General features: G+C 68.9%; 19 protein-coding genes and 1 pseudogene. 7 read left to right on the forward strand and 13 right to left on the reverse strand.

The window, feature by feature from the left end:
• Nucleotides 1-49 precede the first annotated feature (49 nt).
• Complete coding sequence (locus tag ACF1BH_RS17775) at nt 50-403, forward strand: hypothetical protein (RefSeq protein ID WP_391643406.1); 354 nt, start codon at nt 50-52, stop codon at nt 401-403.
• A 78-nt stretch (nt 404-481) separates the two neighbouring features.
• Here ACF1BH_RS17775 and ACF1BH_RS17780 read toward each other — a convergent pair whose 3' ends face one another.
• Entirely contained in the window at nt 482-1,666 is a 1,185-nt protein-coding gene (locus ACF1BH_RS17780) for a tyrosine-type recombinase/integrase (RefSeq protein WP_391643407.1), read from the reverse strand.
• A 654-nt stretch (nt 1,667-2,320) separates the two neighbouring features.
• On the opposite strand from ACF1BH_RS17780, the gene ACF1BH_RS17785 reads away from it, so the two are divergent.
• The 5 genes from ACF1BH_RS17785 (at nt 2,321) to ACF1BH_RS17805 (ending at nt 8,041) form a co-directional block, all read left to right on the forward strand.
• Nucleotides 2,321-2,557, forward strand: coding sequence for a helix-turn-helix transcriptional regulator (locus tag ACF1BH_RS17785; RefSeq protein WP_391643408.1), 237 nt, complete (start codon nt 2,321-2,323; stop codon nt 2,555-2,557).
• 661 nt (nt 2,558-3,218) lie between these two features.
• Nucleotides 3,219-4,379 carry a DUF3631 domain-containing protein gene (locus tag ACF1BH_RS17790; protein ID WP_391643409.1) on the forward strand — a complete coding sequence of 387 codons (1,161 nt, stop codon included), beginning with the start codon at nt 3,219-3,221 and terminating at the stop codon, nt 4,377-4,379.
• A 181-nt stretch (nt 4,380-4,560) separates the two neighbouring features.
• Entirely contained in the window at nt 4,561-5,148 is a 588-nt protein-coding gene (locus tag ACF1BH_RS17795; protein WP_391643410.1) for a plasmid mobilization protein, read from the forward strand.
• A gap of 4 nt (nt 5,149-5,152) precedes the next feature.
• Entirely contained in the window at nt 5,153-6,859 is a 1,707-nt protein-coding gene (locus ACF1BH_RS17800) for a mobilization protein (protein WP_391643411.1), read from the forward strand.
• A 96-nt stretch (nt 6,860-6,955) separates the two neighbouring features.
• Nucleotides 6,956-8,041 carry a phosphotransferase gene (locus tag ACF1BH_RS17805; protein ID WP_391643412.1) on the forward strand — a complete coding sequence of 362 codons (1,086 nt, stop codon included), beginning with the start codon at nt 6,956-6,958 and terminating at the stop codon, nt 8,039-8,041.
• Here ACF1BH_RS17805 and ACF1BH_RS17810 read toward each other — a convergent pair.
• The 10 genes from ACF1BH_RS17810 to ACF1BH_RS17855 form a co-directional block, all read right to left on the reverse strand.
• Complete coding sequence (locus tag ACF1BH_RS17810) at nt 8,038-9,069, reverse strand: glycosyltransferase (RefSeq protein ID WP_391643413.1); 1,032 nt, start codon at nt 9,067-9,069, stop codon at nt 8,038-8,040. The genes ACF1BH_RS17805 and ACF1BH_RS17810 overlap by 4 nt on opposite strands.
• 6 nt (nt 9,070-9,075) lie before the next feature.
• The gene (locus ACF1BH_RS17815; protein WP_391643414.1) at nt 9,076-9,690 is read right to left on the reverse strand and encodes a hypothetical protein; all 615 of its coding nucleotides are present in this window, start codon (nt 9,688-9,690) and stop codon (nt 9,076-9,078) included.
• Nucleotides 9,684-10,598: a PIG-L deacetylase family protein gene (locus ACF1BH_RS17820; protein WP_391643415.1), complete on the reverse strand. Its 915-nt coding sequence runs from the start codon at nt 10,596-10,598 to the stop codon at nt 9,684-9,686. Before ACF1BH_RS17820 ends, ACF1BH_RS17815 begins: the two co-directional genes overlap by 7 nt.
• Nucleotides 10,595-11,326, reverse strand: a complete 732-nt coding sequence (locus tag ACF1BH_RS17825; protein ID WP_391643416.1) for a glycosyltransferase — start codon at nt 11,324-11,326, stop codon at nt 10,595-10,597. Before ACF1BH_RS17825 ends, ACF1BH_RS17820 begins: the two co-directional genes overlap by 4 nt.
• Nucleotides 11,326-12,204, reverse strand: coding sequence for a phosphotransferase (locus tag ACF1BH_RS17830; RefSeq protein WP_391643417.1), 879 nt, complete (start codon nt 12,202-12,204; stop codon nt 11,326-11,328). Before ACF1BH_RS17830 ends, ACF1BH_RS17825 begins: the two co-directional genes overlap by 1 nt.
• Nucleotides 12,201-13,088 (reverse strand): glycosyltransferase family 8 protein, encoded by an 888-nt coding sequence (locus ACF1BH_RS17835; RefSeq protein WP_391643418.1) that lies wholly within the window; start codon nt 13,086-13,088, stop codon nt 12,201-12,203. Before ACF1BH_RS17835 ends, ACF1BH_RS17830 begins: the two co-directional genes overlap by 4 nt.
• Nucleotides 13,089-13,337: 249 nt before the next feature.
• On the reverse strand, nt 13,338-13,784 hold the full coding sequence (locus ACF1BH_RS17840; RefSeq protein WP_391643419.1) for a hypothetical protein: 447 nt from the start codon (nt 13,782-13,784) through the stop codon (nt 13,338-13,340).
• A gap of 194 nt (nt 13,785-13,978) precedes the next feature.
• Entirely contained in the window at nt 13,979-15,181 is a 1,203-nt protein-coding gene (locus ACF1BH_RS17845; RefSeq protein WP_391643420.1) for a helix-turn-helix domain-containing protein, read from the reverse strand.
• Between the two features lie 89 nt (nt 15,182-15,270).
• On the reverse strand, nt 15,271-15,924 hold the full coding sequence (locus ACF1BH_RS17850; RefSeq protein ID WP_391643421.1) for an HAD-IA family hydrolase: 654 nt from the start codon (nt 15,922-15,924) through the stop codon (nt 15,271-15,273).
• A 236-nt stretch (nt 15,925-16,160) separates the two neighbouring features.
• The gene (locus ACF1BH_RS17855; protein ID WP_391643422.1) at nt 16,161-16,535 is read right to left on the reverse strand and encodes a hypothetical protein; all 375 of its coding nucleotides are present in this window, start codon (nt 16,533-16,535) and stop codon (nt 16,161-16,163) included.
• Nucleotides 16,536-17,586: 1,051 nt separating this feature from the next.
• Between ACF1BH_RS17855 and ACF1BH_RS17860 the strand changes: the two are divergent.
• Nucleotides 17,587-18,405, forward strand: a pseudogene (locus ACF1BH_RS17860) (IS5 family transposase).
• A gap of 729 nt (nt 18,406-19,134) precedes the next feature.
• On the opposite strand, the gene ACF1BH_RS17865 reads toward ACF1BH_RS17860, so the two are convergent.
• Nucleotides 19,135-22,905, reverse strand: a complete 3,771-nt coding sequence (locus ACF1BH_RS17865) for a hypothetical protein (protein ID WP_391643423.1) — start codon at nt 22,903-22,905, stop codon at nt 19,135-19,137.
• Nucleotides 22,902-23,402, reverse strand: a complete 501-nt coding sequence (locus ACF1BH_RS17870) for a hypothetical protein (protein ID WP_391643424.1) — start codon at nt 23,400-23,402, stop codon at nt 22,902-22,904. Before ACF1BH_RS17870 ends, ACF1BH_RS17865 begins: the two co-directional genes overlap by 4 nt.
• Nucleotides 23,403-23,467: the final 65 nt, after the last annotated feature.

The raw sequence follows: 23,467 nt of genomic DNA on the forward strand, positions 1-23,467 counted from the left end.
CACGGATTTGGCACACATGGGGTGTACGCCAAGGGGGAGCTGTACCGCGATGCCCGCCAAGGACGAACTGGCCAAGCGCCGCCACGACAACCTGGTCGCCCGCCTGGAGAGCCTCATGGAGGCCGAGCTGAAGCCCGACTACCAGGGCTACTACGGGCAGCTGATCCTGAGCAGCAGCGATCTGGAAGAGATGGGCGATCTCAAGGACGTACGGCGTGCCGCCCGCGAGGCCAGCCGTCGCCTCGGCTGGCAGCCGAAGACCCAGCTCGTGGACGGACGGCTCTTCGTCTACGACGACCGCGAGGTCCCCGAGGAGATCAACCGACAGGCGATGCGGGACGCTGCCGAGGCAATGGAAGCCGTTATGCGACCGCACATGAACCGGGCTCCGAGCAACGACTGAGCCGCGCCCTGGCGCCGGGTGCCACCCTCCCATCTTTCGGGCAGCGCCCGGCGAACCTCTGCACGGATCAGGAAGCGATCACACTGCAACGCCCTCCAGGGCGGCCACCGCGCCGGCGGCCTCGCGCGCCTTCCTCTCTGCCTTCTCCAGCTTGGCCTTCGCCTTGGCCAGTTGCTTCGCACGCCGCTTGTGCATCTTCTTCGAGACCTCGTCGAGGCGGTCGGGGAAGAGGTGGCCGTACGTGTCCAGCGTCAGGGTCGCGGACTTGTGGCCGAGCATCGTCTGGACGACGTTAACGTCCGCGCCGCTGGCGATGGCGAGCGAGGCCGCCGTGTGCCGCAGCTTGTGTGGGGTGAGCTTGAGGTGGCCAAGGTCCGCCTTGGTGACCGCCGGTGCGAAGAACCGCTGCCGGAAGTTACGGGCCCGCAGCGGGCCGCCCTGCGGTGCGGTGAACAGGAGCTCGCTCTCTCCTCGTCCGTCGACGTGGAGCTTCAACTCCTCGACGAGGAACCGCGGGATCGGCACGGACCGGCGTTCGTGGTTCTTCGGGCTGTCGAGGTAGAGCTTGCCGTTGTCCTCGACGTACGCCTCGACGATGTGCGCGCGGCACGCATCGAGGTCGACGCGGCCCACCTTCAGCGCGGACGCCTCGCCCCAGCGCAAGCCCGTGTAGGCAAGCAGCAGGATGAAGACGCGGTACGCGCCTGCCGCGTCGGCCAGTGCCTCGGCCTGAAGGTCGTCGAGATAGACGTGGTCGGCAGGCACCGGCTTCGGCAGGGCTACGCCGACGGCCGGGTTGAAGGCCAGGCGGCGGGACTTGACCGCGAAACCGAGCACACGGCTGAGGACGACGTACGCCTTGCGGACCGAGCGGGGGCTGAGTTTCCTGCCGCCCGCCGCTTCGCCGGACAGCATCTCGGCGAGCCACTCGGAGACATCTTCGAAGCGGATGCGATCCAACGGGGTGGAACCCCATTTCGGGATTACATGGACGTCGAGAACACCCTGGTAGCGGTTACGGGTTGAGCGCTTGAGGTGGACCTGCGCCGCCAGCCAGGACTCTGCCACCTCCGCGAGCTTCACACGCCCTGCGGCCGGATCACGGTATGTGCCATCGCCGAGGCGGGACTCCACCCTCGTCCGCTCCGCCTCGGCATCAACCTTGCGGGCCACCGTCTTCATCTTCGGCTTGCCATCGGGGTCGTACCAGCGCACGCGGTAGCGCCCAGGCGGGGTGCGGCCTGCCCGCTTGGCCTGTGCCACGGCCCGTGTGTACGCCGCGTGAGCGGTGCGGTCCTCAATCCAGACGCGCGCCAACTAGCACCCCCTCCGGTCGTCATCGGACACCGTGGAAAACGGTAGGAGCAAGAGAGCGGAAGGAAGACCGAGGGCGAGACGTTCGTGCGTGACGGCACGGGCGGCGCGGAAGCCGGCGGGCCGAATTCTGTGGGGTCGAGTTGCCATGACGGATAGCTGTAACTCGCATTCGGGCCCCTTGGCAAGAGTTGGTTCACAAACTCCACAGAAGTCGCCCCAGAAGGAAGTGGCGTTCGTCTCGTCGAATTCCGATACCTCACGAGCAGTTTCAGCGAGAAGCCTGTGCTATCTTCCCTCCACTTCTCAAATATGACCTATTTGGCCACCTATCAGCCGCATTGGTCGGCGACTTAACCACGCCCGCCCCGGCCGCTACATTCCGTCTCTGAGCTGCAGAGGTATCGGATTCCGATACCTCCGACGATCACCTCGCCGCAGAAAAATTCCGATTCCGCGAGAGAAATTTCTGCGACCGGGGATTCGCCCTTACAGTTTTGACCTCCCCCGCCCTGCCCGAGCCTTTAGAGCCGAGCCTGCGCTCCTCGCTGGGCAGCGCGGAGGTTTTCCTCCGCCCGTTATCCAAGAACGAAAAGGAGCCCTGTGCCGAACCCTTCTCCCCATCGCGCCCCTGCCGCTGCTGCGTCTGCCCAGCGCGGTCCGCTTGCCGCCCCTGCGGAAGTCGCCGCGTACCTCGGGGTGCCGGTGAAGACCCTCTATCAGTGGAAGTACCGGGGCACCGGCCCGAACGTCCACAAGGTCGGCCGTCACCTGCGCTACCGCTGGCAGGAGGTGGACGCATGGCTGGATTCCCAGACGTCGTACGACCTCACGGCGTAACCCCACGTCTGGCCCGGACAACGAAGCGGCCCCCGGCGAGCCAACGCCGAGGGCCGAAGACTCCCCTGCCGACTGCCCATCCCTGATCGAACGAGCTGGTGAGGGGCGGGACCTTGCCCGTCCTGCCCCTCACCGGAGAGGAACGCCTATGGAGGACTCTACGTCCCGCATCACCACGAACACCTCGCCCGCCAAGTGGCCGACCCCCGCGGTCCCCGGCGAAGGCATCCCCTGGCGCCGCGGAAACCAGGAGGACACACGGTCCCCGGAATCGGGGACCGACGAACCCCCGCTGGATGCAGAAGCGCGCGGTCCCCAATCTCCGCCCGAGGCCGCCGTTGGGGACCGTCCCCGCGACGTGCCCGATTCACGGTCCCCGCAAGCTGCGGTCCCCGGGCCCGCATCGGATGCAAACGCGCAGGTCAACAGTGCTGGCGTGGGGACCGGTCCCCAGAAGGTCGGCGCTACGCCAGGGGACCGGGACGGGGACCGCGAGCGCGGTCCCCACCGACCGCCGGGGACCGTCGGTCCCGAAGCGGGGACCGGCCAGCAGAACGAGGCCGGTCCCGTCAGCTCACCGGGACCGGAGCACGAGACAGATCTCCGGCCTCCTCGGGCACCGGCAGGCCCAGCGGAACAGGATTCCGGCGACGGCGCGGAAGTGCTGGATGAGGTGCGGGCGGCAATCGCCAAGTACGTGGTGCTGCCGAGCGAGGAGGCGCTGACAGCGGTCACGTTGTGGGTGGCGGCCACACACATCCAGACCGCTCTGCAGCACGCGCCGCGACTGGCGGTGGTGGGCCCGACCAAGGGATGCGGCAAGTCCCGTGTCCTGGACGTGCTCCACGAGACCGTGCACCAACCGATGATGACGGTGAACACCTCGCCTGCGGTCGTCTTCCGCGTCATCGGCAAGAACCCGCCGACACTGCTGGTGGACGAGGCCGACACCATCTTCGGCCCCAAGGCCGGCGACAAGGAGGACCTGCGCGGCCTGCTGAACGCCGGGCACCAGCGCAACCGGCCCGCCTGGCGTATCTCCGGCCCCGAGCACAAGCCCACCGCGTACCCCACCTTCGCCATGGCCGCGCTAGCGGGCATCGGAGACCTGCCGGACACGATCATGGACCGGGCCGTCGTGCTGCGAATGCAGAAGCGCAAGCCGACGGAGAAGGTCGCCCCGTTCCGTTCGCGCTTCTCGGTGCCCGAACTCAACTCGCTGCGTGACCGGCTGGCGGCCTGGCTGGGGCCGCTGCGCAGCGCGGCTTCCCACAGAGTGCCGGTGATGCCGGTGGAGGACCGGGCGGCGGACACCTGGGAGCCACTGGTGATCATCGCCGACCTGGCCGGCGGCCACTGGCCCGCACGTGCCCGTGCAGCCTGCGTGGCGATGACCCGGTACGAGGCGGTCCAGGACGAACAGACCAGCCTGAAGACGCGGCTGCTGCGCGACATCCACCGCATCTTCCAGGAACACGGCAACCCCGAGGCCCTGCCTTCACAGACTCTGGTCGCCGACCTGCTCCAGGACGCCGACGCCCCTTGGGCGGAGCACGGCAACAAGGGGCTCAACGCCTACTACCTGAGCGCCATGCTCCGTGACTTCGGTATCCGCCCCGCCAACTACCGGTTCGAGCAAGGCAAGCAGGCCAAGGCATACGCACGTAATCGCTTCGTGGATCCCTGGGCACGACACTGCCCCGACCTCGCCGAGACGTCCGCTGCTGCACCCCCGTCCCGGAGCAAGCTCCCCGCGGCGCCCTCGGGCTCGCTACCCATCGGCCCGCCCGGCGGTCTTTCCGGCCCCACACGCGCCCGCTAACCCGCGTCCCCCTGGGTCCGTATCACTGCGTCGCATCCGTCCCTGTGCAGGTCAGCGCGGGGACGGATGCACTCACCGGGACGCACATGTCCGTACCTGCCCACGTATCCGTACCTGTGCTGACCAGGCGTGGGACGCGTGCGACGGATGGGACACGGTCCCTGTCACCACTGGAGCCACCATGCCTGAACAGCGCTTTGAACTCCCCGCAGCTCAGCAGCAGACACTCATCTCCTCGGCCCAGGACAGCGGAGCAAGTTGTCGGGTAAGGAGTCCTTACCCGGCCTCCGCCCCGGGGGAGGCGGAGGCGTCCGGCGCCGAGGGGGCGCCGAAGTCGGCCGGCCCGGGGGAGCCGACCGTGGGAGGGGCCACGCAGCCACTTGCGCCGCGTCGTCGTCTGCGTGAGCCCACACTGCGTGAGAAGCGCGTCCACCCGCGCTACAGCAACGACGAGTTCGCCCTCCTCGTGACAGCCGCCGACCTCAGCCGTATGCCCGTCGGCGGCTACGTCGCCGAGACCTCGCTCGCCGCTGCCCGTTCCGACGACCCCTCGGCTGCGGTCGCCGACTACCGCTCCATGGTCAAGGCGCTGATGGCCGCGAACAGGCAGCTCGCCAAGATCGGTGGCAATCTCAACCAGCTCGCCTGGCACCTCAACAAGGACGGCGCGTGGCCCGCACCGGACATCGTGGCCCAGCTGCTGGACCGGGTCGAGGCGTCGATCGGCGACGTGGACGTGGCCGTCTCCCAAGTGACTTCGGGACGGTGACCGCATGATCCCGAAGATCATCCTCGGCAAGGGCGAGCGCGCCACACGCCGTCTGATCGGCTACCTCTACGGCCCGGGGAGCGCCAACGAGCACACCGACCCGCACCTCGTGGCGTCCTGGAACGGCTTCGCCCCTGACCCCGGCCGCAGCCCCCACCGCAAGCCGAAGCAGGTCGAGGAGCAGCTCGCCGCGCAGCTCGACCAGCCCTTGAAGATGCTCGGCGACAAGGCTCCCACGACCACCGTGTGGCACTGCCCGGTCCGGGCCGCTCCCGATGACCCGATCCTCACCGACGCCCAGTGGGCGGACATCGCCCGACGGATCGTGGCCGCCGCCGGCATCGCCCCCGAAGGCGACGAGGAAGCCTGCCGTTGGGTGGCGGTCCGCCATGCCGACGACCACATCCACATCGCCGCCACCCTCGTACGTCAGGACGGCCGCCGCCCCCGCCGCGACCACGACATCCGCGCCGTCCAACGCGAAGCCCGAAAGATCGAAGCCGACCTCGGCCTGCGCCGCCTCAACCCTGGCGACGGCACCGCTGCCAAACGCCCCACCAGCAAGGAACACTTCAAGGCCAAGCGCCAAGGCCAGAACATCACGACCCGCGAGATGTTGCGCCGGCGTGTCCGCCGCGCGGTGGCCGCCGCTTCCAGCGAGACGGAGTTCTTCGCGCTGCTGGAGGCGACCGGCGTCGACGTACGCCCCAAGACCGGCCCGTCCGGCGACATCCTCGGCTACAGCGTCGCCCTGCCCGGCGACCTCAACAAGGAGGGCAAGCGAGTGTGGTTCTCCGGCTCCACCCTCGCCGGCGATCTCTCCCTGCCCGAGATCCGCCACCGCCTCACCGCCACCAGCCCCGAACCCATAACCGTCCGCCCGACCGACCCCTGGCACCAGGCCACCGCCGCCACCGAACGCATCCCCGACCACGTCACACACGGCGACGACCGCATCGTCCAGGGCCAGCTCGTCGCCCTCGGCGGAGCCCTTGATCTGCTGCCCCTCACCGCACCAGCTGCGGCGAGGGCCGAACTCGAATGTGCCGCCGCCGTCTTCGAGCGCGCCACCCGCTCCCGTATCACCGCCGACCTCGCCAGCGCCCACGTCCTGCGCCGCAGCGTCCAGACAATCCTGCGCACCCCTGCCGCCGCACGAGACGGCGCGGGACTGGCGATGCTCCTGGACGCCGCCCTCATCGCCGTGGCGTTCGCGAGGCACTGGCACCGCACCCACCAGCACGCCCAGCAGGAAGCGGCAGCCCAGCAGACCCTCGTCCACCTCCAGACCGCCCACGCACACATCGCAGTCCCGGTCCTGGATGGCCTCACCCACCGCACCCCCGGCATCCAGACCAGGCAGCGCTACGCCCGACACCTCCAGCAGGCTGTCCCCGAGCGCGCCGAACGCATCCTGCAGGACCCTGCCTGGGACGCCCTCGCCACCGTCCTCGCCGACGCGGAAGCAGCCGGCCACAACCCGGGCAACCTCCTCGACCGGGCCCTCGGCCACCGCACCCTCGACGGCGCACGCAACCCCGCCCGCATCCTGACCTGGCGCATCCACCGCCTCGGCCAACGCCACACACCCGGCCCCCGCGCCCAGGCAGCCATGGCCCGCAGCACCACACGGCTCCCCACCACTACGCCCCACCCGCCAGCAGCCACACCGGCCGCCGCACAGCAGCAGCCGCATGTGCGACGGCGTTGATCAGCCGAGCTGTTCCGAAACGGAACAGGCCGCAGCCGTCACTGAATGAACAAGACCCCGGACACGAGGCGCACCGACCCCGCAGCCCAGTGATCCTTGTGCGTCGGGGCGGCCGACCCCCGTATCGTCGCCTGGGTGACCTACACGAGTGGGACGGACAGGACGCGCATCCCCGCAGCTGATCTTGCCGAGCTGATCAGGGCCTACGGCATCGACAAAGTGCTGGATCGGCAGCACCTGGCCGATGGCCTCATGAACGTAAACTGGCGGCTGGACACCCGGGCCGGGAGGTTCGCCCTCAAGCGGGTCACGGACGTGCCGCTCGATCGATTGCGTCGCAACCTCGCGGTCCTTCCTGTCCTGGCTTCATACGGAGTCCCCGCATGCGCCCCGGTCTCCACCGTCCACGGTGAGGTGATCGCCGAGGTCCGCGGTGGTGTCTACTGCCTGTTTCCCTGGTCGTCCGGGGAGCACGTTCGCGGAACCGACCTGTCGCCGGCACAGACGTCCGAGCTCGGTGCACACCTCGCGGGACTCCATGCGGCACTCGGCCGGGCGGTCGATGAGGCCGGGATGCCAGCCGTGCCAGCCTCGGTCACCGCTGAGGTGACCGAGGCCGGCCGAGCCGTCCAGAAAGCCGATCGGCTTGCCGGAGTGGTGTCGGCCCGAGGCGCGGGCGACAGCTTCGACGCGGCTGCGGACGTCGCCCTCGAAGAACGCAAGATTCTCCTCGACAAGCACGCCCACCTGCGCCCCGGGGGAGACACCCCTACGGGCCCGCATGGCTGGACGCACGGTGACTTCCAGTACCGGAACCTCCTCTGGGCGGACGGCGAACTGGTTGCCGTCCTGGACTGGGACCGGCTGGGCGTCCGCCCGTACGCGGAAGAGGTCGTCCGCACCGCGCAGGTGCAGTTCGGGGTGGAGGGCGTCTTCGACCTGGAGCGGGTGTCGGCCTTCATCAGTGGCTACCGGTCGGTGGTCCCGTTGGAGCCGACCGCGCTGCTCGACGCCGCGCGCCGCCTGTGGTGGAAGCGGATGACGGACTTCTGGCAGCTCGAATTCCACTACGACCGGGACGACCACTCCTGCGACGACCTGTTCATCGCCGACGAGGCGCTCCTTCACTGGTGGACGGAGCGGCTCGACGAGGTGGAGCGGGCGTTCGGCGGCGCTCTCTAGATCCCCAGTTCCCGGAGCTCCGGCAGGCACAGGCGGGTGAACCGTGCCGCTCCGGTGCGGGCCTGTTCCCCCAGCGATTCGTGGTCGGTGTCTCGGATCGCTCGCACCCACGCCTCGGGGCCGGCGGTGGCAGGCAGGACGATCCCGGCGCCGCCGATGGCTTCGGGGATGCCGCCCTTGTCGGTGCCGATGGTCGGGACACCATGGAGGGCGGCCTCGACGATCACACGGGGGAAGGCGTCTTCCACGGTGGACGGGACCAGCAGCAGTCGGTGACTGCGGTACAAGGGCTCCATGTCGTAGACGCGGGGCACGTACGTGACGTTCGGATAGGACGCGAAGTCGGTTGAGACGTCCCACCAGCCTTCGACCAGGGTGAAGTGCTGTTCGGGCATGAGACGGACGATCTGGTGCAGTAGCTCGGATCCCTTGGCGGGGATGGGGTTGATCATGAGTACGGACGCGGTGCGGGCCTCACCCGAGCTCTCCTCGGGCAGTGCGAACGGCGGGTACATCACGGCCAGCCGGGTTCCAGGCGTGTGGGGTGCACGTGCCCGGACGAAATCCGACACGGCAAGGCCGTAGTGGGGTCGGCCGGCGAGGACTCCCAAGCCGGTGGCGGAGACGGAGTGCAGGAGGCCGGCGACGAGCGCGATCGGTCGGGCCTGCGTGGCAAGCTGCGCCGAGCCTTCCTGCGAGGTGAACACGGTGTCGGGGTGGCGGTCGCGCAGGAGACCGTCGAGTGCGTGCTCCACGTTGTCCTGCGTCAACGCCACGCACTCGACCCCGCTCCACCGGTAGCGCAGGGCGCCCTCTTCTTCGTCGTACGGGACACGATGTTTGTCCAGGTGGGCACGCATGTCGGGGAGCTGGGTGGCTCCGTCCCAGGGCGCCTCGTGCGAGCCGAGGTAGGTGACGTGCCAACCGGCGGCGGCGAGTTCCTCGGCGAGGAGCTGCTGGGTGACCTCGGCGCCGCCGATGAGGAACGGGGGCGGGGTGCGGCGCCAGGCGAAGAGAGCGGTGGGCATCGGCGGTCACCGCGCCCAGAAGCCGACGAGGGCTTCCACGGCCTGGGCGACTTCGTCCGGTCCCGCGTCGGCGGCCAAGACCGTGAGCTCTTGCGTCACAGGTCGGCGGGGTGTGTGGACGAAGTAATCGCGGGCGTGGCGGAGGAAGCCTGCCTCGTGGAGGAAGTACTCGGACTCGGCGGCGGTGTGGCCGACGGTCTTTCGGCGGAGGTGGAGAGTCTCCGCCGGTACGTCGAGGTAGAGGGTGTGGTCGGGGCGCAGGAACGGGAGCGTCTTGAGTCGGTGGCGGAGCTGGTGGTGGACGCCGTGCCCGAACAGGGCGTCCAGGGCGTACGCGTGAGCGAGGAGGGTGTCCACGGAGCGGTCGAGGATGACGAGCTGCCTGCCGCTCGCGGTGGCCTCGGCAACTCGGATGGCCTCGATTTCCATGAACCTCTCGAAGGCGGCGAGTTGGGCGGCCGCCGAGTCGGTGAGGGCCGGAGGGATGTCGTCGCGGTGGGCGATGTGCTCGACGTAGCAGTCGGAGACGTACGCCCGCGAGCCGAGGGCGGTCTGGCGGAGGTGGCGTACGGCCGTGGACTTACCGGCGTAGGAAGGCCCCTCCAGGGCGATGATCAGCACGTCGGCGCCTCCGTCCTGTAGAAGCGCTCGGCGTAGAGGCTGGTTCCGTCGACGAGATCGGCCGCAGTGGTGAAGGCGTGCCGGATCGGCCGGTACATCTTCCGGGCCGGGTGCATCTGCGAGCCGTGCATCCGCAGGATGGTGACCTTGTCCAGCACGACGTCGGTGATGTCGACCAGCTCGGGCCGCATCGTCACCCCCGTACGCGTACGGAACAAGTGCTGGTCGCAGCCGGCGAGCGCGTACGTCGCCCAGAAGGCGAGGTCCTCCCAGAACCAGGTGCAGCCGATGCGGACGGCCGCCTCGTGAACGAGGAGGTGGTCGGGGTGGCGGGTGACGGCGGCGGGCGCGAGGAGTTCGGCGCCGGGGTGGGCTACGGCGATCCGGCGAAGCTCCTCGGTGACCTGGTCGAGCAGTTCCGGGTCGTAGGGACGGTACGGGGGCTCGGCGTCCTTGTGGCCGAGGAGGTACCGGCGGGCGGCGAACGGTGCGAGCGCGGCGGCCCCTTCGCTGTCGCGGAGCTCGGACACGGTGTCGACGTCGGCGTACGTGGTCTCCAGGGCGGGGTGCACGCTCCGAGAGCGGGCGAAGACGGTGACGACGGTCAGTGCTCGGGGGTGGGCGAGGAAGGTGCCCGAGGCGGAGAGGGCGAAGTCGTCGTGGTGGGGCTCGATGACGAGAACCTGACGGCCGACGGGGGTGCGGGCCTCGATGTAGTACGGGGCGCGGGGGTGGGGTGCGGTCACCTCCAGGACGCGGTGGTCGTGGATCCGATGGCGGGCGGCGAGCTGCTGGGTGTGCGTCCGGTGGGCGCGGTGGAGGTCGTCGGGGAAGGTGTAGATGCCGTGCCCGTCCGGCACCGGCAGGTCGACCAGGGGCTGGGGCTGCACAGGGGTCTCCTTCGTCATCGCACGGTCGTCTCGTACCAGTGGCGCCACATGCGGGGTGACCGGAGGCGCAGGCGGGCGGTCATGGGGTTCTGCCACCAGAGCATCCGGAGGCTCGACCACTGGTCGTAGCGGCGGGTCGACGGGCGTACGCGCAGTTCGTCGAGGATGGTCATGGGCCGGTCGGTGGCCTGGCCGTGGGCGGTGAGTCGGGCGAAGAACTCGACGTCCTCGCTCATGAACAGGTCGTCCCGGTACCCACCGATGTGGTGGAAGGCGTCGGCGGTGCAGAACTGGTTGACGCCTTGGGCTCCGCCGCGGCGGGTTCGGTAGTGGTCCCAGTACGCGCACAGCAGGCGGGCGCCCAGCCGCTCGGGCGTGTAGAGCGGAGGGATGGCGCCACCGACAGCCCCGGCGTCCATGGCGGCAGCAGCGGCGGTGACCGCCTCCAGGGGCAGCGCCACGTCGGCGTCGGTGAAGAACAGGCGTCCGCTGCGGGCGGCGCTCGCTCCGGTATTGCGGACACGACCGATGTTGCGGACGGCCTCGGTGACGACGCGGACGCCGAAGGAGGCGGCCATGTCGGCGGTGGCGTCGGTGCTCGCGTTGTCGACGACGACCACCTCGCCCGTGCGGCCGGTGACCTCCTCCCAGCGGGCGAGGGAGGCCAGGACAGAGGGCAGGTAACGGGGCAGGTAGGCGGCCTCGTTGAACGCCGGGATCACTACCGACAGGGCAGGGCTGTTCATCAGCGCGTCCTTTCCGGGCGGCGCGTACGGAAGAGGTGCGGAGTCCGCCGGCTGAGGTCGTCCAGGCGGCGGGCCCACAAGGCGCGGTCGTCGCCGGCGGACGAATGCGCCCAGGAGCGGAGGGTGTGGAAGACGGCCCAGGCAGCCAGCAGGTGGTGATCGAGGGCAAGGGGATAGGCATCGGTGACCGTGCGGGCCCTGAGGGTCGAGAGGGCATCGGTCATGACCAGGGTCTGGGCGACGTCGGATTCGCGGGGACCGGCTGCGGCGTCGGTGAAGTCGACCAGGTGACGGACGGCTCGGGGGCCGGAGATCACGACGTTGTCGCCGTGCAGGTCGCCGTGGCACCACACGGGCGCCGTGTGGGCGGCGTCGGCGATGGCGGCCAGCGCGGGCGCGATGCGGTCGAGACTGCTGGGCGGGCAGCGGCGGCTCAGTGAGGTGACCTGCTCGTGGAGCGGCCGGCGCGGGGCCCATGGCCGGACGGGCGCCCGGTGCAGGCGGCCGAGCAGGCCGGCCAGGTCTTTCAGAGCTCGCTCGTCGGAGATCCGGCCGGAGCGGACGGCGTTGCCGAGGGTGAGCGGACCGAGGTCGGCGGTGACGAGGGCGGTCGCCTCGTGGCCCGGAACGTGGCCGTATCCGATGAGGGCCGGTACGGGAACGTGGTCGGCCACGGTCCGGATGGCCGCGCTCTCCGTGATCGCGTTGCGGCGTGCGGTCGCCGCGTACAGCTTGATCACGACACCGCGTCCGTCGGCCAGGCCCACCCGGTAGACGGCGGTGCGCGTACGGACGGACAGGCGGTGGGCGGTGCGGGCCGGTACGCCGGTCATCGCGAGGGCGGCGCGCGAGACAGCGGGCGGTACCCCCGCGGTCACCGCACACCCGCCGGTTCCACGCCGACGGCACCCAGACGCCGGACGTGACGCATGGTCCTTTCCAGGTGCCTTCGGTATTCGGCGACTTCCTCCGTGACGGGGCAGTCGGCCTGCCACGGCTTCTGGGGACCGACGAAGTGCACGAGGGCGGCGGCCGGATCAGGCTTCAGTGAGCGCGTGACGACCCGGCGTACCCAGTTCCCGCGCTCAAGGAATCGGCCGACCTCGAACCGGTTGAAGCCGCCGGCCATCGGGCGGACTCGACCGGATCGCAGAAGCCACAGGTTCAGGGCGTCCTGGTCGTTGTGGAGGATGTGGCGCCGGGCGTGGATCAGGGCATGCTCGACGCCTCGTCGGATGCGGGGCATGTGGCCGGTGTGGGTCCAGAGCACGCCCGCGTTGTAGTACGGGCGACCGCGCAGATGAGGCCAGCGCTCGGCGGCTCCGGGCAGTGCCGGGCACTCGCCGACGGCCGGGTTGAACTCGTCCCGCACGGCGCCGGTCTCGTCCGACGCGAGGGAGCCGAGCGGTTCGCTCACGTCTCCGCGTACGAGCACGTCGGCGTCCACATAGATCAGGTAGGGACGGCGGACGAAGCGCGGCGTGAACTCGAACCTCAGATAGGTGGTGACGGTGATGTACGAGGCGTCTGCCATGCGCGAGGAGCGCAGAGGGGCGCATAGACGGAGGTCGAAGCAGCCGAAGCCGGCCCGCTTGGCGAAGTCGGCGAGGAGGAGTGCCTGCGACGGGGCCAGGTCGAGGGTGAGCACCCGTACGGCAGCTTCGCGGCGGGCCGCCGGGGTGAGGCTGTCGGCCAGGCCAGCGAGGGCGGCGAGGCCGGGGACGAGGTACTGCTGGTCGATGCACAGGCCGAACGCGTACACGGGGGCTTCGCCTTTCGAGCGTGGTGCACGGGCATGATGGAAGAGTCGGCAGCGAGCGCGGTCACTCACGGCCTGTCCCGGGCTTCGGAGCAGGCGAGGATTTCGAGGCCCTTGGGGTCGTCGGTCTCCCAGTGGGGGCCACCGCCGGTCGCAGAACCCACACGGTGCCGCCGACGCGGACGTCGGTGACGATCGCCCGCCGGCCAGCGCCGTCCCGGACGAGGTCGCCGACCCAGGCGTGCCGGGCGCTCACGAGCCGTCCTCCTCGTACGTCCTTGTCTGCATGAACCAGCCGGAGACTGCGTCCGCGATGTCGCGGCGACGACGGGACTGGCCGGGGGTTCGACGGGTTGGGGTACCGCTCGACGCGTCCGCGAAGAACCCTCCCCGGTCACGGAGGAGAACGCCGAGAGCCGCGAACTGGGTGGCGTCGGCAGCTACATGTGTCGGGCCGCTGACGACGACGCCCCGGATCATCCCGGCGGACAGGGCGGCCGTGACAGCCTGCCAACCCGGCCGCTCCATGAGCGGCAGCGCCGGGTCGGGGTCGGACCAGACGCCGGCGACATGCCAGTGCCGGGCGTTGGCGTAGTAGCGACCACGCTCCTCGCTCTCACCGAGGGCGGTGGAGGTGGTGGCGCAGGAGTAGACGGCGACGGGTACGTGCCCGAGTCCGCCGGGCGGGTTGTTCGGCATGCCCACAAGGCTGCTGGGCTGCGGAGTTCGTGCCCAGGCACGGCCCGTCGCAGTGGAGAGGCTCCGTATCCAGTCGGACTGCCACGTCCCGTGGCAGCGGAAGCAGGGTCGCCCGGAGGTGTGCCACGCCCCGTAGCGGTCGCGCTGATGGGGTGCTCGTACCTACTACGGGCCGTGGTACTTCGGCTCGTAGGTCAACGCACTCCGAGGGGTACACCCGCGGAGTTCGCCAGTCCTCGCAGTCGGTTGACGGACACACCGGCGAGCCTGCTGATGATGACGCCGGGAAGCATCTGGTGGCGCACCCATCCCGGGGCCATCTCGCAGACGGCCTGGAGAGTGTCGGCGGCGGCGTCCCACCGTCGGCATTCGACCTGGGTGAGGGCGACGTCCAGGCCGTAACGGGCCCGTGTAGCCAGGGGAACCGTATCGTCCAGGCGGACGGTGTCCATGAGCCGCAGCGCGCCGGCCGTATCGCCAAGGGCCACGGCGATGCTCATGGCCTGCGTGGCGGCGTACATCGGCCCGTACGGCTGGGCGTGCGAGCCGCGGGCGCGCTCGTCCCCGATCCGGGCAGCAACGGCATGGGCCTGGGAGAGGTACTCGCGAGCGTTGTCGGCGTGCGCGCCGCCCCGGGAGGCGGCGACAGCGGCGTTCGTGACGAGCTGGCCGTAGACGCTGAGCCGATCCGGGTCGTGCTCGCTCATCTTGGGCTCGATCCGGTCGGCCTGGGCCGCGGCGAGGAGGAACCCCTGCTTCGTACGGCCGTCGCGGAGATTGACCCACGCGGTGGTCGCGGCGAGGTGCGCGTCACGGAGATCGTCCCCGCCCTGCACGGCAATCTGGCGGCCGTACGTCAGCGCCGCATACGCCAGATCTCGTGATCCGAGCACATTGGCGGCCATACCCGCCGTCTGAAAGGTGTCGGTCAAGACGCCGGCGGCGGCTTCCCGCTCATCGAGACCGGCCATGTCGAACCTGGCCCGCGCCTCGGGAAGGAGCCGCCCCAGGAGAGTGCCGAGCTCGGTATACCGGCCTCCCCAGTACGCGGCGTCCGCGCGACGGACGACGGCGCGGAGCTCTTCGACGGTGCCCGGCTCGACACCGGCGGGGATGCCGATAGCCGCGTCATGGGTGGCTGCGGAGACCAGGCGCAACGCGGCCCGCTCATCGCGGTCCATGGAACGCCGTGGCGCCTGCTGGCCGAGGAGCACGGCGATGTCCGTACCGAGCGCGTCGGCAATCGACAGCAGGGACGGCAGGGAAGCCGTTCCGCCACGTTCGAGCTTGCGGACCACGCCGACGGATACGCCGGCCGCCTCCGCCAACTGCTCCTGCGTCATGCCGCCGCGCAGCGCCTTCAAGCGCTCAGAGGTGGTGTACTCCGACCACTGCATGCTTCAGAACCTCCGCGTGATGGGCCCCACACGGACAGTACTGGCAGGAGCGTCGGGTCTGACAGCCTTTGCTCAGAACGCAGTTGGACTCACGCGGCGAGCGCCGCCGTGACGCCGAGGAGCGCCTCCAGCTCGGCCACGGCCGCGTCCTCGTCCGTGACGTGGACCGTGGTGATGCCCAGATCGGCCGCCGGCGGAAGGTTCACCGCGTGATCGTCCACAAACACACACCGCTCGGCGGGCAGCCCGATCCGTTCCAGGGCTAGCTCGTAGATGGCCGGATCAGGCTTGGCCATCCCGACCAGCTCGGAGACGACATGGACGTCGAACAGGTCCCAGATTCCGACGTGTTCGTACGGGTTGAACGGGTCGAGGCCGAAGCTGTTGGACAGCAGGGCGAGACGGTGACCGGCGGCCCGCGCGGCACGCGCGAGCGCGACCATCCGGCGGGCCACAGGTACCCCGGCCCAGGCCCGCCCCATCAGGTTCACCGGATCCACATGCGCACCCAACAGCGCGGCTGTTCCCTCGTTCCACTCGGCCTGCCCGATCTCCCCGATCTCCAGAGCGTCGTACAGACGCCGGCCCTCAGGATGATCGTTGAGAGTGCTACGCCAGGCGCCCGGAGCAAGCCCTTCCGACACACACCAATCGCGGTGGACGGCGAGAGGACTGGCCGTGAGCACGCCAGCGAAGTCAAGGATCAGGCCGCGCCTGCCGGCGACATCAGTCCTGTGCAGCATCCGGTGATCGTCCTTCCCTGATGGGTTCTCCCGGCGACGCTACCGCGCCCACCAGGCCGCCACCCTCCCTTGCACCTCGCGGGCCTCCCCATCGTCGCCACCACCGGCCCCTCGCCGAATGGCGCGAGCCCAGCACCGTCCTCGGCCACACCGCCGAGACCTAACCGCCGGACTACCGAGCCTGGCGGGCCCGCCGCCTCGCCCAGTCCGTTGCCTACGTGATCTCGTCGACCCGATCACTTGCGGCTCTGACCACGCATGACATCGATGAGGTCCGTGCTCACGAGGCGGGCTCCGTACAGCACACCGGCCGTCATTACGGTGACAACGCCGGTAAGTGGCCCGATCGCCGAGTCAGGCACACCTAACAGGTTCGCTGCCAACGCCGTACCCACCACCACGCCCCCCAGGGTCACCAGGCGCACCCACTCTTGGTTCACCGATGGGGTGACGCCGCTCAAATCCTCGGGATCCAACAGGGCCAGTGTGCGGCCCTCGCCGTACCGCTGTGCGATTTTCAGCAGCATGCCTGCCATATCTTCAAAGACCTGCCCGGTATCCGCCTCGGTGTCCTGCCTGGCCTCCACCGCCCGCAAAGCTCCGACCACCATCGCGGCGTGTTCCTTCAGCTCACGTCGGCGCGTGCGCCGAACATGCCTGTGCCGCCTCTTCCACGCAGACCAAACCACTCGCTCAGCAGCAGCCAGGCTCACCCTCGGGGCCACCAACGGGCCTCCTGCATCCCACTGCTTGTAGGCTCGTCCGACGCTCCCGCAGGTGGCCAAGAGCACCACCACCGGCCGCCACTGGGCTGTCTCTCCACTACGTGATCCGAATCCCTCACCCAACCGCCCTCCTGGGATCAGCTGAGGCCAGTTCCCTTGGTGGTTATGCCTCTGTTGGTTGTCCATCCGGGCTACAACAGTCACTGCCGTCCGCAAGACCATCGCGAACATGACCAGCAGCGCCAGCACAGCTACCGTCGTTACTGTGGAGAGAGGATCAGTCCAAGGCTGCGAGACGGCAGACACCCCAGACGCCACTCTGTTCGCCATCCACTCGACCCCGTCCTGGATCCAGTGCCCCAGGGCTGCATACGGAGCGATGGCACCTTCATCCAACGAGTGGCGCCCTGTCAGGTGGGGCGGACCCTTCGAAACTGGAGGTGCGCTCCAAACGCGCCAAGCTGTTTTCGTGATCAGACGAACCTTGAGCAGCGCGGCTGCCAGAACTACCAGCACAAGGGCCTGCAAAGCGGCTACCCATGGGGCAAAGGCACACCACCGCCTCACCGCAGTATCTACATAGCGCCACTCATGCCACGGCACGCCGGGGAAGCTCGGTGGAAGATTCCGGCACGCATTCGCCAACCTTCGGTCAACCCTCCGATCGATCCACGCTGCGTAGCCGTTGACCAGAGGATCCACCACATAGCGACGCGCCCAGAGCGACGGTCGCGACTGAGGGTGCGTCCAGAGCCACCAGATACCGCCAGGAACGCCTAACAGGGACAGGCGTGTTAGCAACGCGACTAAGTGCTTTAGGGCTTCGTCCATCGAGACAGTCTCACCGAATCCACGCGACGCAGAGGTGCCTTAAAGGAGCTAACAGAAAGAGCTGGGGAGGCCATGTCCGGTGCCTGGGTGGGTCGTTGGGCGGGGTATGGGGAAGGGCAATGGTCCACCGTGGGTGGTGTCGGACGATCTTTGGGCGCGTGTCGAGCCGTTGCTGCCGGTCAGGCGGCGCCGGTCGTGCAACCCGGGGCGGCTGCCGTTGGACGACCGTGGCTGTCTGCAGGGCATCCTGTTCGTGTTGCATACCGGGATTCAATGGGAGTGACTGCCGCAGGAACTCGGGTTCGGCTCCGGTATGACGTGCTGGCGTCGGCTTCGGACTGGCACGAGGCCGGCGTCTGGGACCGGCTTCACCAGGTGCTGCTGACCGAGCTGCACCGCGCGGGAAGCTGGACTGGTCCCGGGCGGTGATCGACGGCTCGCACCGGCAGGCCCGTCGGGGCGGCCCAAAACCGGGCCGAGCCCGGTCGACCGCGCCCGGCCCGGCTCGAAACACCACATCATCACCGACGCAGACGGCACCCCACTAGCCATCACTCTGACCGGCGGGAACCGCCACGACGTCACCCAGCTGCTGCCCCTGCTCGACGCGATTCCCCGCATCCGAGGAGTCACCGGCCGACCGCGCCACCGCCCCCGGCAGCTGTTCGCTGACCGCGGCTACGACTACGACAAGTACCGCCGCCTGCTGTGGAAACGTGGCATCAAGCCGGTCATCGCCCGCCGGGGCGTGCCCCACGGATCCGGCCTGGGCACCGTCCGGTGGGTCGTCGAGCGCACGAACGCCTGGATCCACGGCTTCAGACGGCTACGGATCCGCTGGGACATCCGTGACGACATCCACGAGGCATTCCTCAAACTCGCCTGCTGCATGATCACCTACAGACGAGTCCAAGCATTGTGTTAGCTCCTCTAAGGGCTGTCCCGCAAATGAGGTTCGTGTCGCGGATGGCTGGGTGGCCCGCGGCGTAGACCGGTCAACGCGCACGCCATAGATCATTTACGGGACAGGGTGAGCCGTGGAACAGCGTGCCGAAGCTGGAGCCGCTGGCCGAGCCCACCGGCCTCCAGGCTAACGGCCGCGCGGACAGGAGGAAAAATAGTCTTCCACTGCTGCATCGAGCGAGGGCGCGTACGAACCGAGCAACTGCCACTACTCGACGACGACACTGGCCTCATCACGCAGCTCGCAGCACATACCCTCCCGAAATCGGTCGCAGACGCCGCTGGGCGCTACGCCCAGCGGTACAAGCAGCTGCGGCCCAACCCGGGACGCGTAGTCATCGAGATCACAGTCACCAAGGTCATGGGCACGGCGAAACCACCAGGCTGATGACCGCCATAACCACTGGCGTCCTGGTAGCCCACCGCATACCGCGGCATTCCCCTCTCCGGTCGCCGACGCCAGGCTCGTCGCGCGACTCATCGGTGACCGCCAGCGCTAGGTGCGCTGTCCGGTGGTCGGCGTGGGCTGCGGCGCTCCCCCAGCTAACACTGAGGGGTGCCCCAGGCGCCGCATTTCGCCGCGTTGCCGAGCTCGCCCCAGTACGCCCGATACAGGGACGCCACTCCGCCTTGCGATACACCGCAAGAGCCGATCGAGTCGCGTCGGAAGTCTGGCATTCGACTTCTGACATCAGGTCAGGTCCCGCAGTTGGTAATAGGAGACGCGTCCGTTGTCACCGCCGAGTATCAGACCGTTGTCGATGCCCAGCAGAACGTGGGCGCGCTCTGGAATGACGACAGCGGGACGTTTTATCTGGCGAGGATCCCACAGCCGGACGTCCTGCCGGGTGGCCGCGGCGATGACCCCACCCGGCAGGACGGCCAGCGCGTCCGCTTCGCTCGAGAACAGCTGGGTGGGTAGCAGCGGATCGTGCAACTGCCAGAGCCAGAGGCCGTGCGTGGTAGCCACTACCAGCATTCCGGGAAGCGCGGTGATGTTGTACACGTGACCAATGTGACCATTCAGCACGAGCGGGTCCTCCGGGCGGTCGAGATCCCAGATCAGTACCTCGGTGTCGCTGGCGGATGCGAGCCGTCCGTCCGGCAGCACCGTGAGCCCCCAGGCGAACTCGGTATGTCCGCGCAGGATGAGAGGCGTAGTCGACTGCCTGGTATCCCAGACGTGGAGGTCACAGGCGCGTTGCGAGCGTGGGCTACGACCGGTGGTGTCCCCGGCGGTTGAGGCGAACCGGCCGTCCGGTAGGGCGACGAGCTGCCAGACATCAGCGTTGTGGCCAGCCAGGACGGTCAAGCGCCGGTTCGTGTCCCAGGCGTGGACCTCGTACCCGGCTCCGGCCGCCAGTCCTCCGGCGGGGAGCGGCACCAGAGTCCGGCTCCAGCTAGCGTCACCGGGTAGCCTGCGCGGTCGGGACGAGCCCCGCAGGGCCCACTCCCAGACACCGTCGGCCACGGTGGTTGCGATCAACCGCCCAGGCAGCTGCGTCAGGCAGGAAATCTCCGATGGCGCGGGAGCGAGTTCCACTGAGTCTTCCGGAGCGGAAGTGTCCCAGACTCGCAGCATTTTCCCCGAAGCCGACGCGAACCCGCCCTCACGCAGCGCCAGCAGTGCCTGGACGCGTCCATTGTGGCCCGGGAGTACGGCCCGCCGTGGCGGCTGTCTGAGATCCCAGACCCTGACATCCGACGGGTGCGAGCCGGAGGCGAGTCGACCGCCCGGCAGCGTAGCCGCCGCGGAGATCCGGCTGGAGTGCCCCGTGAGGATCTGTGGCGATTCTGGGCGGTCAAGATTCCAGACGCAGATCTGCGAGCCGACGTCCGCGACAGCTGCGAGCCTTCCGTCGTCCAGCGCGAGTAGCTTCTTAGCGGTGGAGTCCAGACCGATGAGGTCGACTCGTTGGTCAGGCCGGACGGGGTCGATGACGTGGATTACGCCGCACCATCGGGCGACGGCGAGCCTGCCGTCCCCCAGCGCCACCAGACTTTCGATCTCGTCCCAGCGGTCCTGCAGCACGACGGGATCCGCCCGCTCCGGATTCCAGAGCCAGACCTCGTCAATGGACCTCAGCCACCTTCGCGCGTGACCGGTCTCGTCGTCGCAGTGGACCGAACCGGTGGACCGCACCGCGGCGAGGCCGCCACCGGGCACGGCCACCAGTGCCTTGAAGTCGTCGACCGGTGTGAGGGTGACCGGGCGTTGCGGGCAGGTGAGATCCCAGAGCAGCAGGCCGGCGCTGGTCAGGGCGCACAGCTGGCCGTCAGCCAGGGCCAGCAGCCCGCGGACCCGTTCGCCGCCGAGAATGAGCGAGCGGTCGGGCGCGCCCGGATCCCAGACCCGCACTCCGCCCGTGGTCACGCAGGCGATCCGTCCGTCCGGCAGCTCGACCAAGCAGCCATCGCACCAGGTCAGCGCGATCGGCTGATCAGGTGAGCTGAGCTCCCAGAGCCAGGTGCCAAACGGGGTCTGAGCCGCGATCCGGTCGCCTTGCAGAGCCCACAGGTGCCAGACACGCCCGCGGTGTCCGCGCAGGACAAGAGGGTGATTCGGTCGGTCGAGGTCCCAGACCAGCACCTGCCCCTCGAGAGTGCCGCTACTCAGGTCAGTCATGGCGGCGGCTACCCGCCCGTCCGGCCAGCCGGCCAGCGCCTCGGGGAAGTCGGCAGCATTGCAACTAAGCACGGTGTACAGCGCGGACTCATCGCCGGTGTGCCAGCGCAGCCGCGCGGAGGGCAGTGCGAAGTGATCCAGGTGGGCGCTGAACTCCTTTGCCAGATCTTTGAGTCCGAGGACCACCGCACCTTGGTGTAGCTGTTGGGCGAGCATTCCCGGTGGACTGTCGCCGTCGATGAGGCCGATCACATGGGCGCCGCGACGCAGCAGCGTGAGCAGATGGCGAACGGTGCGTCCAAGATCGATGGCGGGGCCGAAGTGAGGTTCCACGTGCGCTGCGGCGATATGCTGCAGCTCCCGCAGGGTTTCGGCCAGTCCGAGTCGTGACACCTTGGCGCCGAGGTATTTCGGATCGACGACCAGTCGGACCAGACGGTCGGCCATTGCTCGCCGTTGCCGTCGCGGCGCCGCCGAGTCCGCCATCGCGGACACGTAGTGGGTGGCGAGATTTTCTAGTGTGTATGCGTCGGCCCGCGCCCAGTTTCCTTCCCACTCCTCCCACAGTCCGTCAGCGACGAGCCGATGCGCCTCCCAGGGCTCGGCGATGGGTTCGGGGCCGCCGAGGAGATGCTCGCGGAACGACTGGTGGTAGGGAGCCCACGGTCCGGTAACGCTCGATCCGTCCGACCGGAGAAGCTGCCGGCAGGCCCGTAGCGCTTCGCGCACGTCGGCTGGCGCTACGCCGTCCGGCGTGAGCAAGATTAACTGGCGGTCCATCAATCCTGGTTCGGCGGCCACCGCCAGCGCGGTGAGCATCGGCCGGTAGAGCCTCCGCCACCGCTCGGCTTGCCCAGGTGTGTCCTCACGACGTAGCTCACAGCTGAGGAGATCCCGATAGACCTCGCCCAGGCCAGCGGGCATGCTCAAACCGGCGGGATCGGCCAGCGCCGAGCGCAGCGCCCCGGCCCGGTCAACGAGATCACGCAGCACGTAGTGGGCGTAGAGGAAGTTTCCTGCCGCGCGATCGGCGATCACTCGTGCGAGATCACCGGACCGGGCCGACGGATCCTGCGTCTCCGGTCGCGAGCAAAGGAATCGGCTCGCGTACTCGATGACATCGTTGACGGCCGGCGGACAGTCGGCCAGCAGATCGACGCGCTGGAATCCGACCAATGGAGCGAGGGTTCGCGGGTCGGGGCGGGCAGTCAGCAGCCAGCGCACGGGGGCGTCGGCGAGCGCTGTGATCACCTGAGTGATGCTGATGCGGGAGGGATGGGCGCAGCAGTTGTCGAGTGCGTCCACCACGACAACTGGCCGAACCCCAGGGTGTCGATCGGCCCAGCGCGCCAGCGGACGGCGTACCAGCCGGTCGGCAGCTTCGAGCGGCGACAGATCCGAGAGCGAGGCGTAGACGCCGATGTTCAGCCCACCCGGCTCCACCCGATCGGCACGCGCGGTGCCCTTCAGCTCGACCAGGGGCCGAGTGACACTGGCCAGCTCGTCGAGCACCCACTTCAGATCGGTGGCAAACTCGGGTAACCGGTGCATGAGTTGCTCCGAGATCCGCTCCACGAAGGTCAGCGGGTCCAGCGAGCTGCCGGGGCGCGACACATCACACTCATACACGGCACCAAGCGGCGCGGCACATGACCAAGTCCTCGTCAGCTCGCGCGCGATGGAGGTCTTGCCCGTCCCCGGTGGAGCGATCAGCAGCAAACCGCCGTCGCCACCATCAGCCCAGCCCGTCACCCGCTTCAGCAGCCAGCGTCGCCCGACGAACCCGATCTGATCCGGATCGCGTGCCGGTGTGGACGGCGGGAGTGCGGCGCTCAACGGTTGGTCGGCACGCCGCCCGGCCGATACACAACGCCAGCATTCGTACCGGTTGAGAGCACCCGGTCGGCGACAGCCGTCCCCTCGATCTGGTCGCCTGCCGCGGCAGTCCCCTCGACCAGGACACCAACCTGCCCGCCGCCCAGTTCGCCCGAACGGACGGAGCCGCGGACGGTTGCTCCGCTGGGCCGTAGTTGCTCCAACTCTGCTAGTAGCATGCGGAGTTGATCCTGCGCCAGTTGATCACCATCGATCGCGCGCGCCAGCTCCTCGCCGAGCTGGGCCCGCTCGTCCACTCCCTCGGGCGCTCGTTCAAGCATGCGGAGCGACCGCTCTCCCCGCGCTCCCAGTCCGGAGAGGCGTTCCCTGGCCCAGTCGTAGAACTCCGCCAGCTTCCGGTCGAAGAGGCTGTCCGCGTCGGCACCGGCGCGATCCAGCATAGTTGTGGCCTTGCTCATGAGGTAGGCGCTGACGAACTCAATCGCGGTCTCGAACATCGATTTCCCCCAAGGGATGTGCCGAAGCTGAGTCAGATGATAGCCGTGAGGAAGGGCCTACGAGC

This window comes from Streptomyces sp. NPDC014733 (assembly GCF_043083385.1).
In the GTDB taxonomy this organism is placed as follows: Bacteria; Actinomycetota; Actinomycetes; order Streptomycetales; family Streptomycetaceae; genus Streptomyces.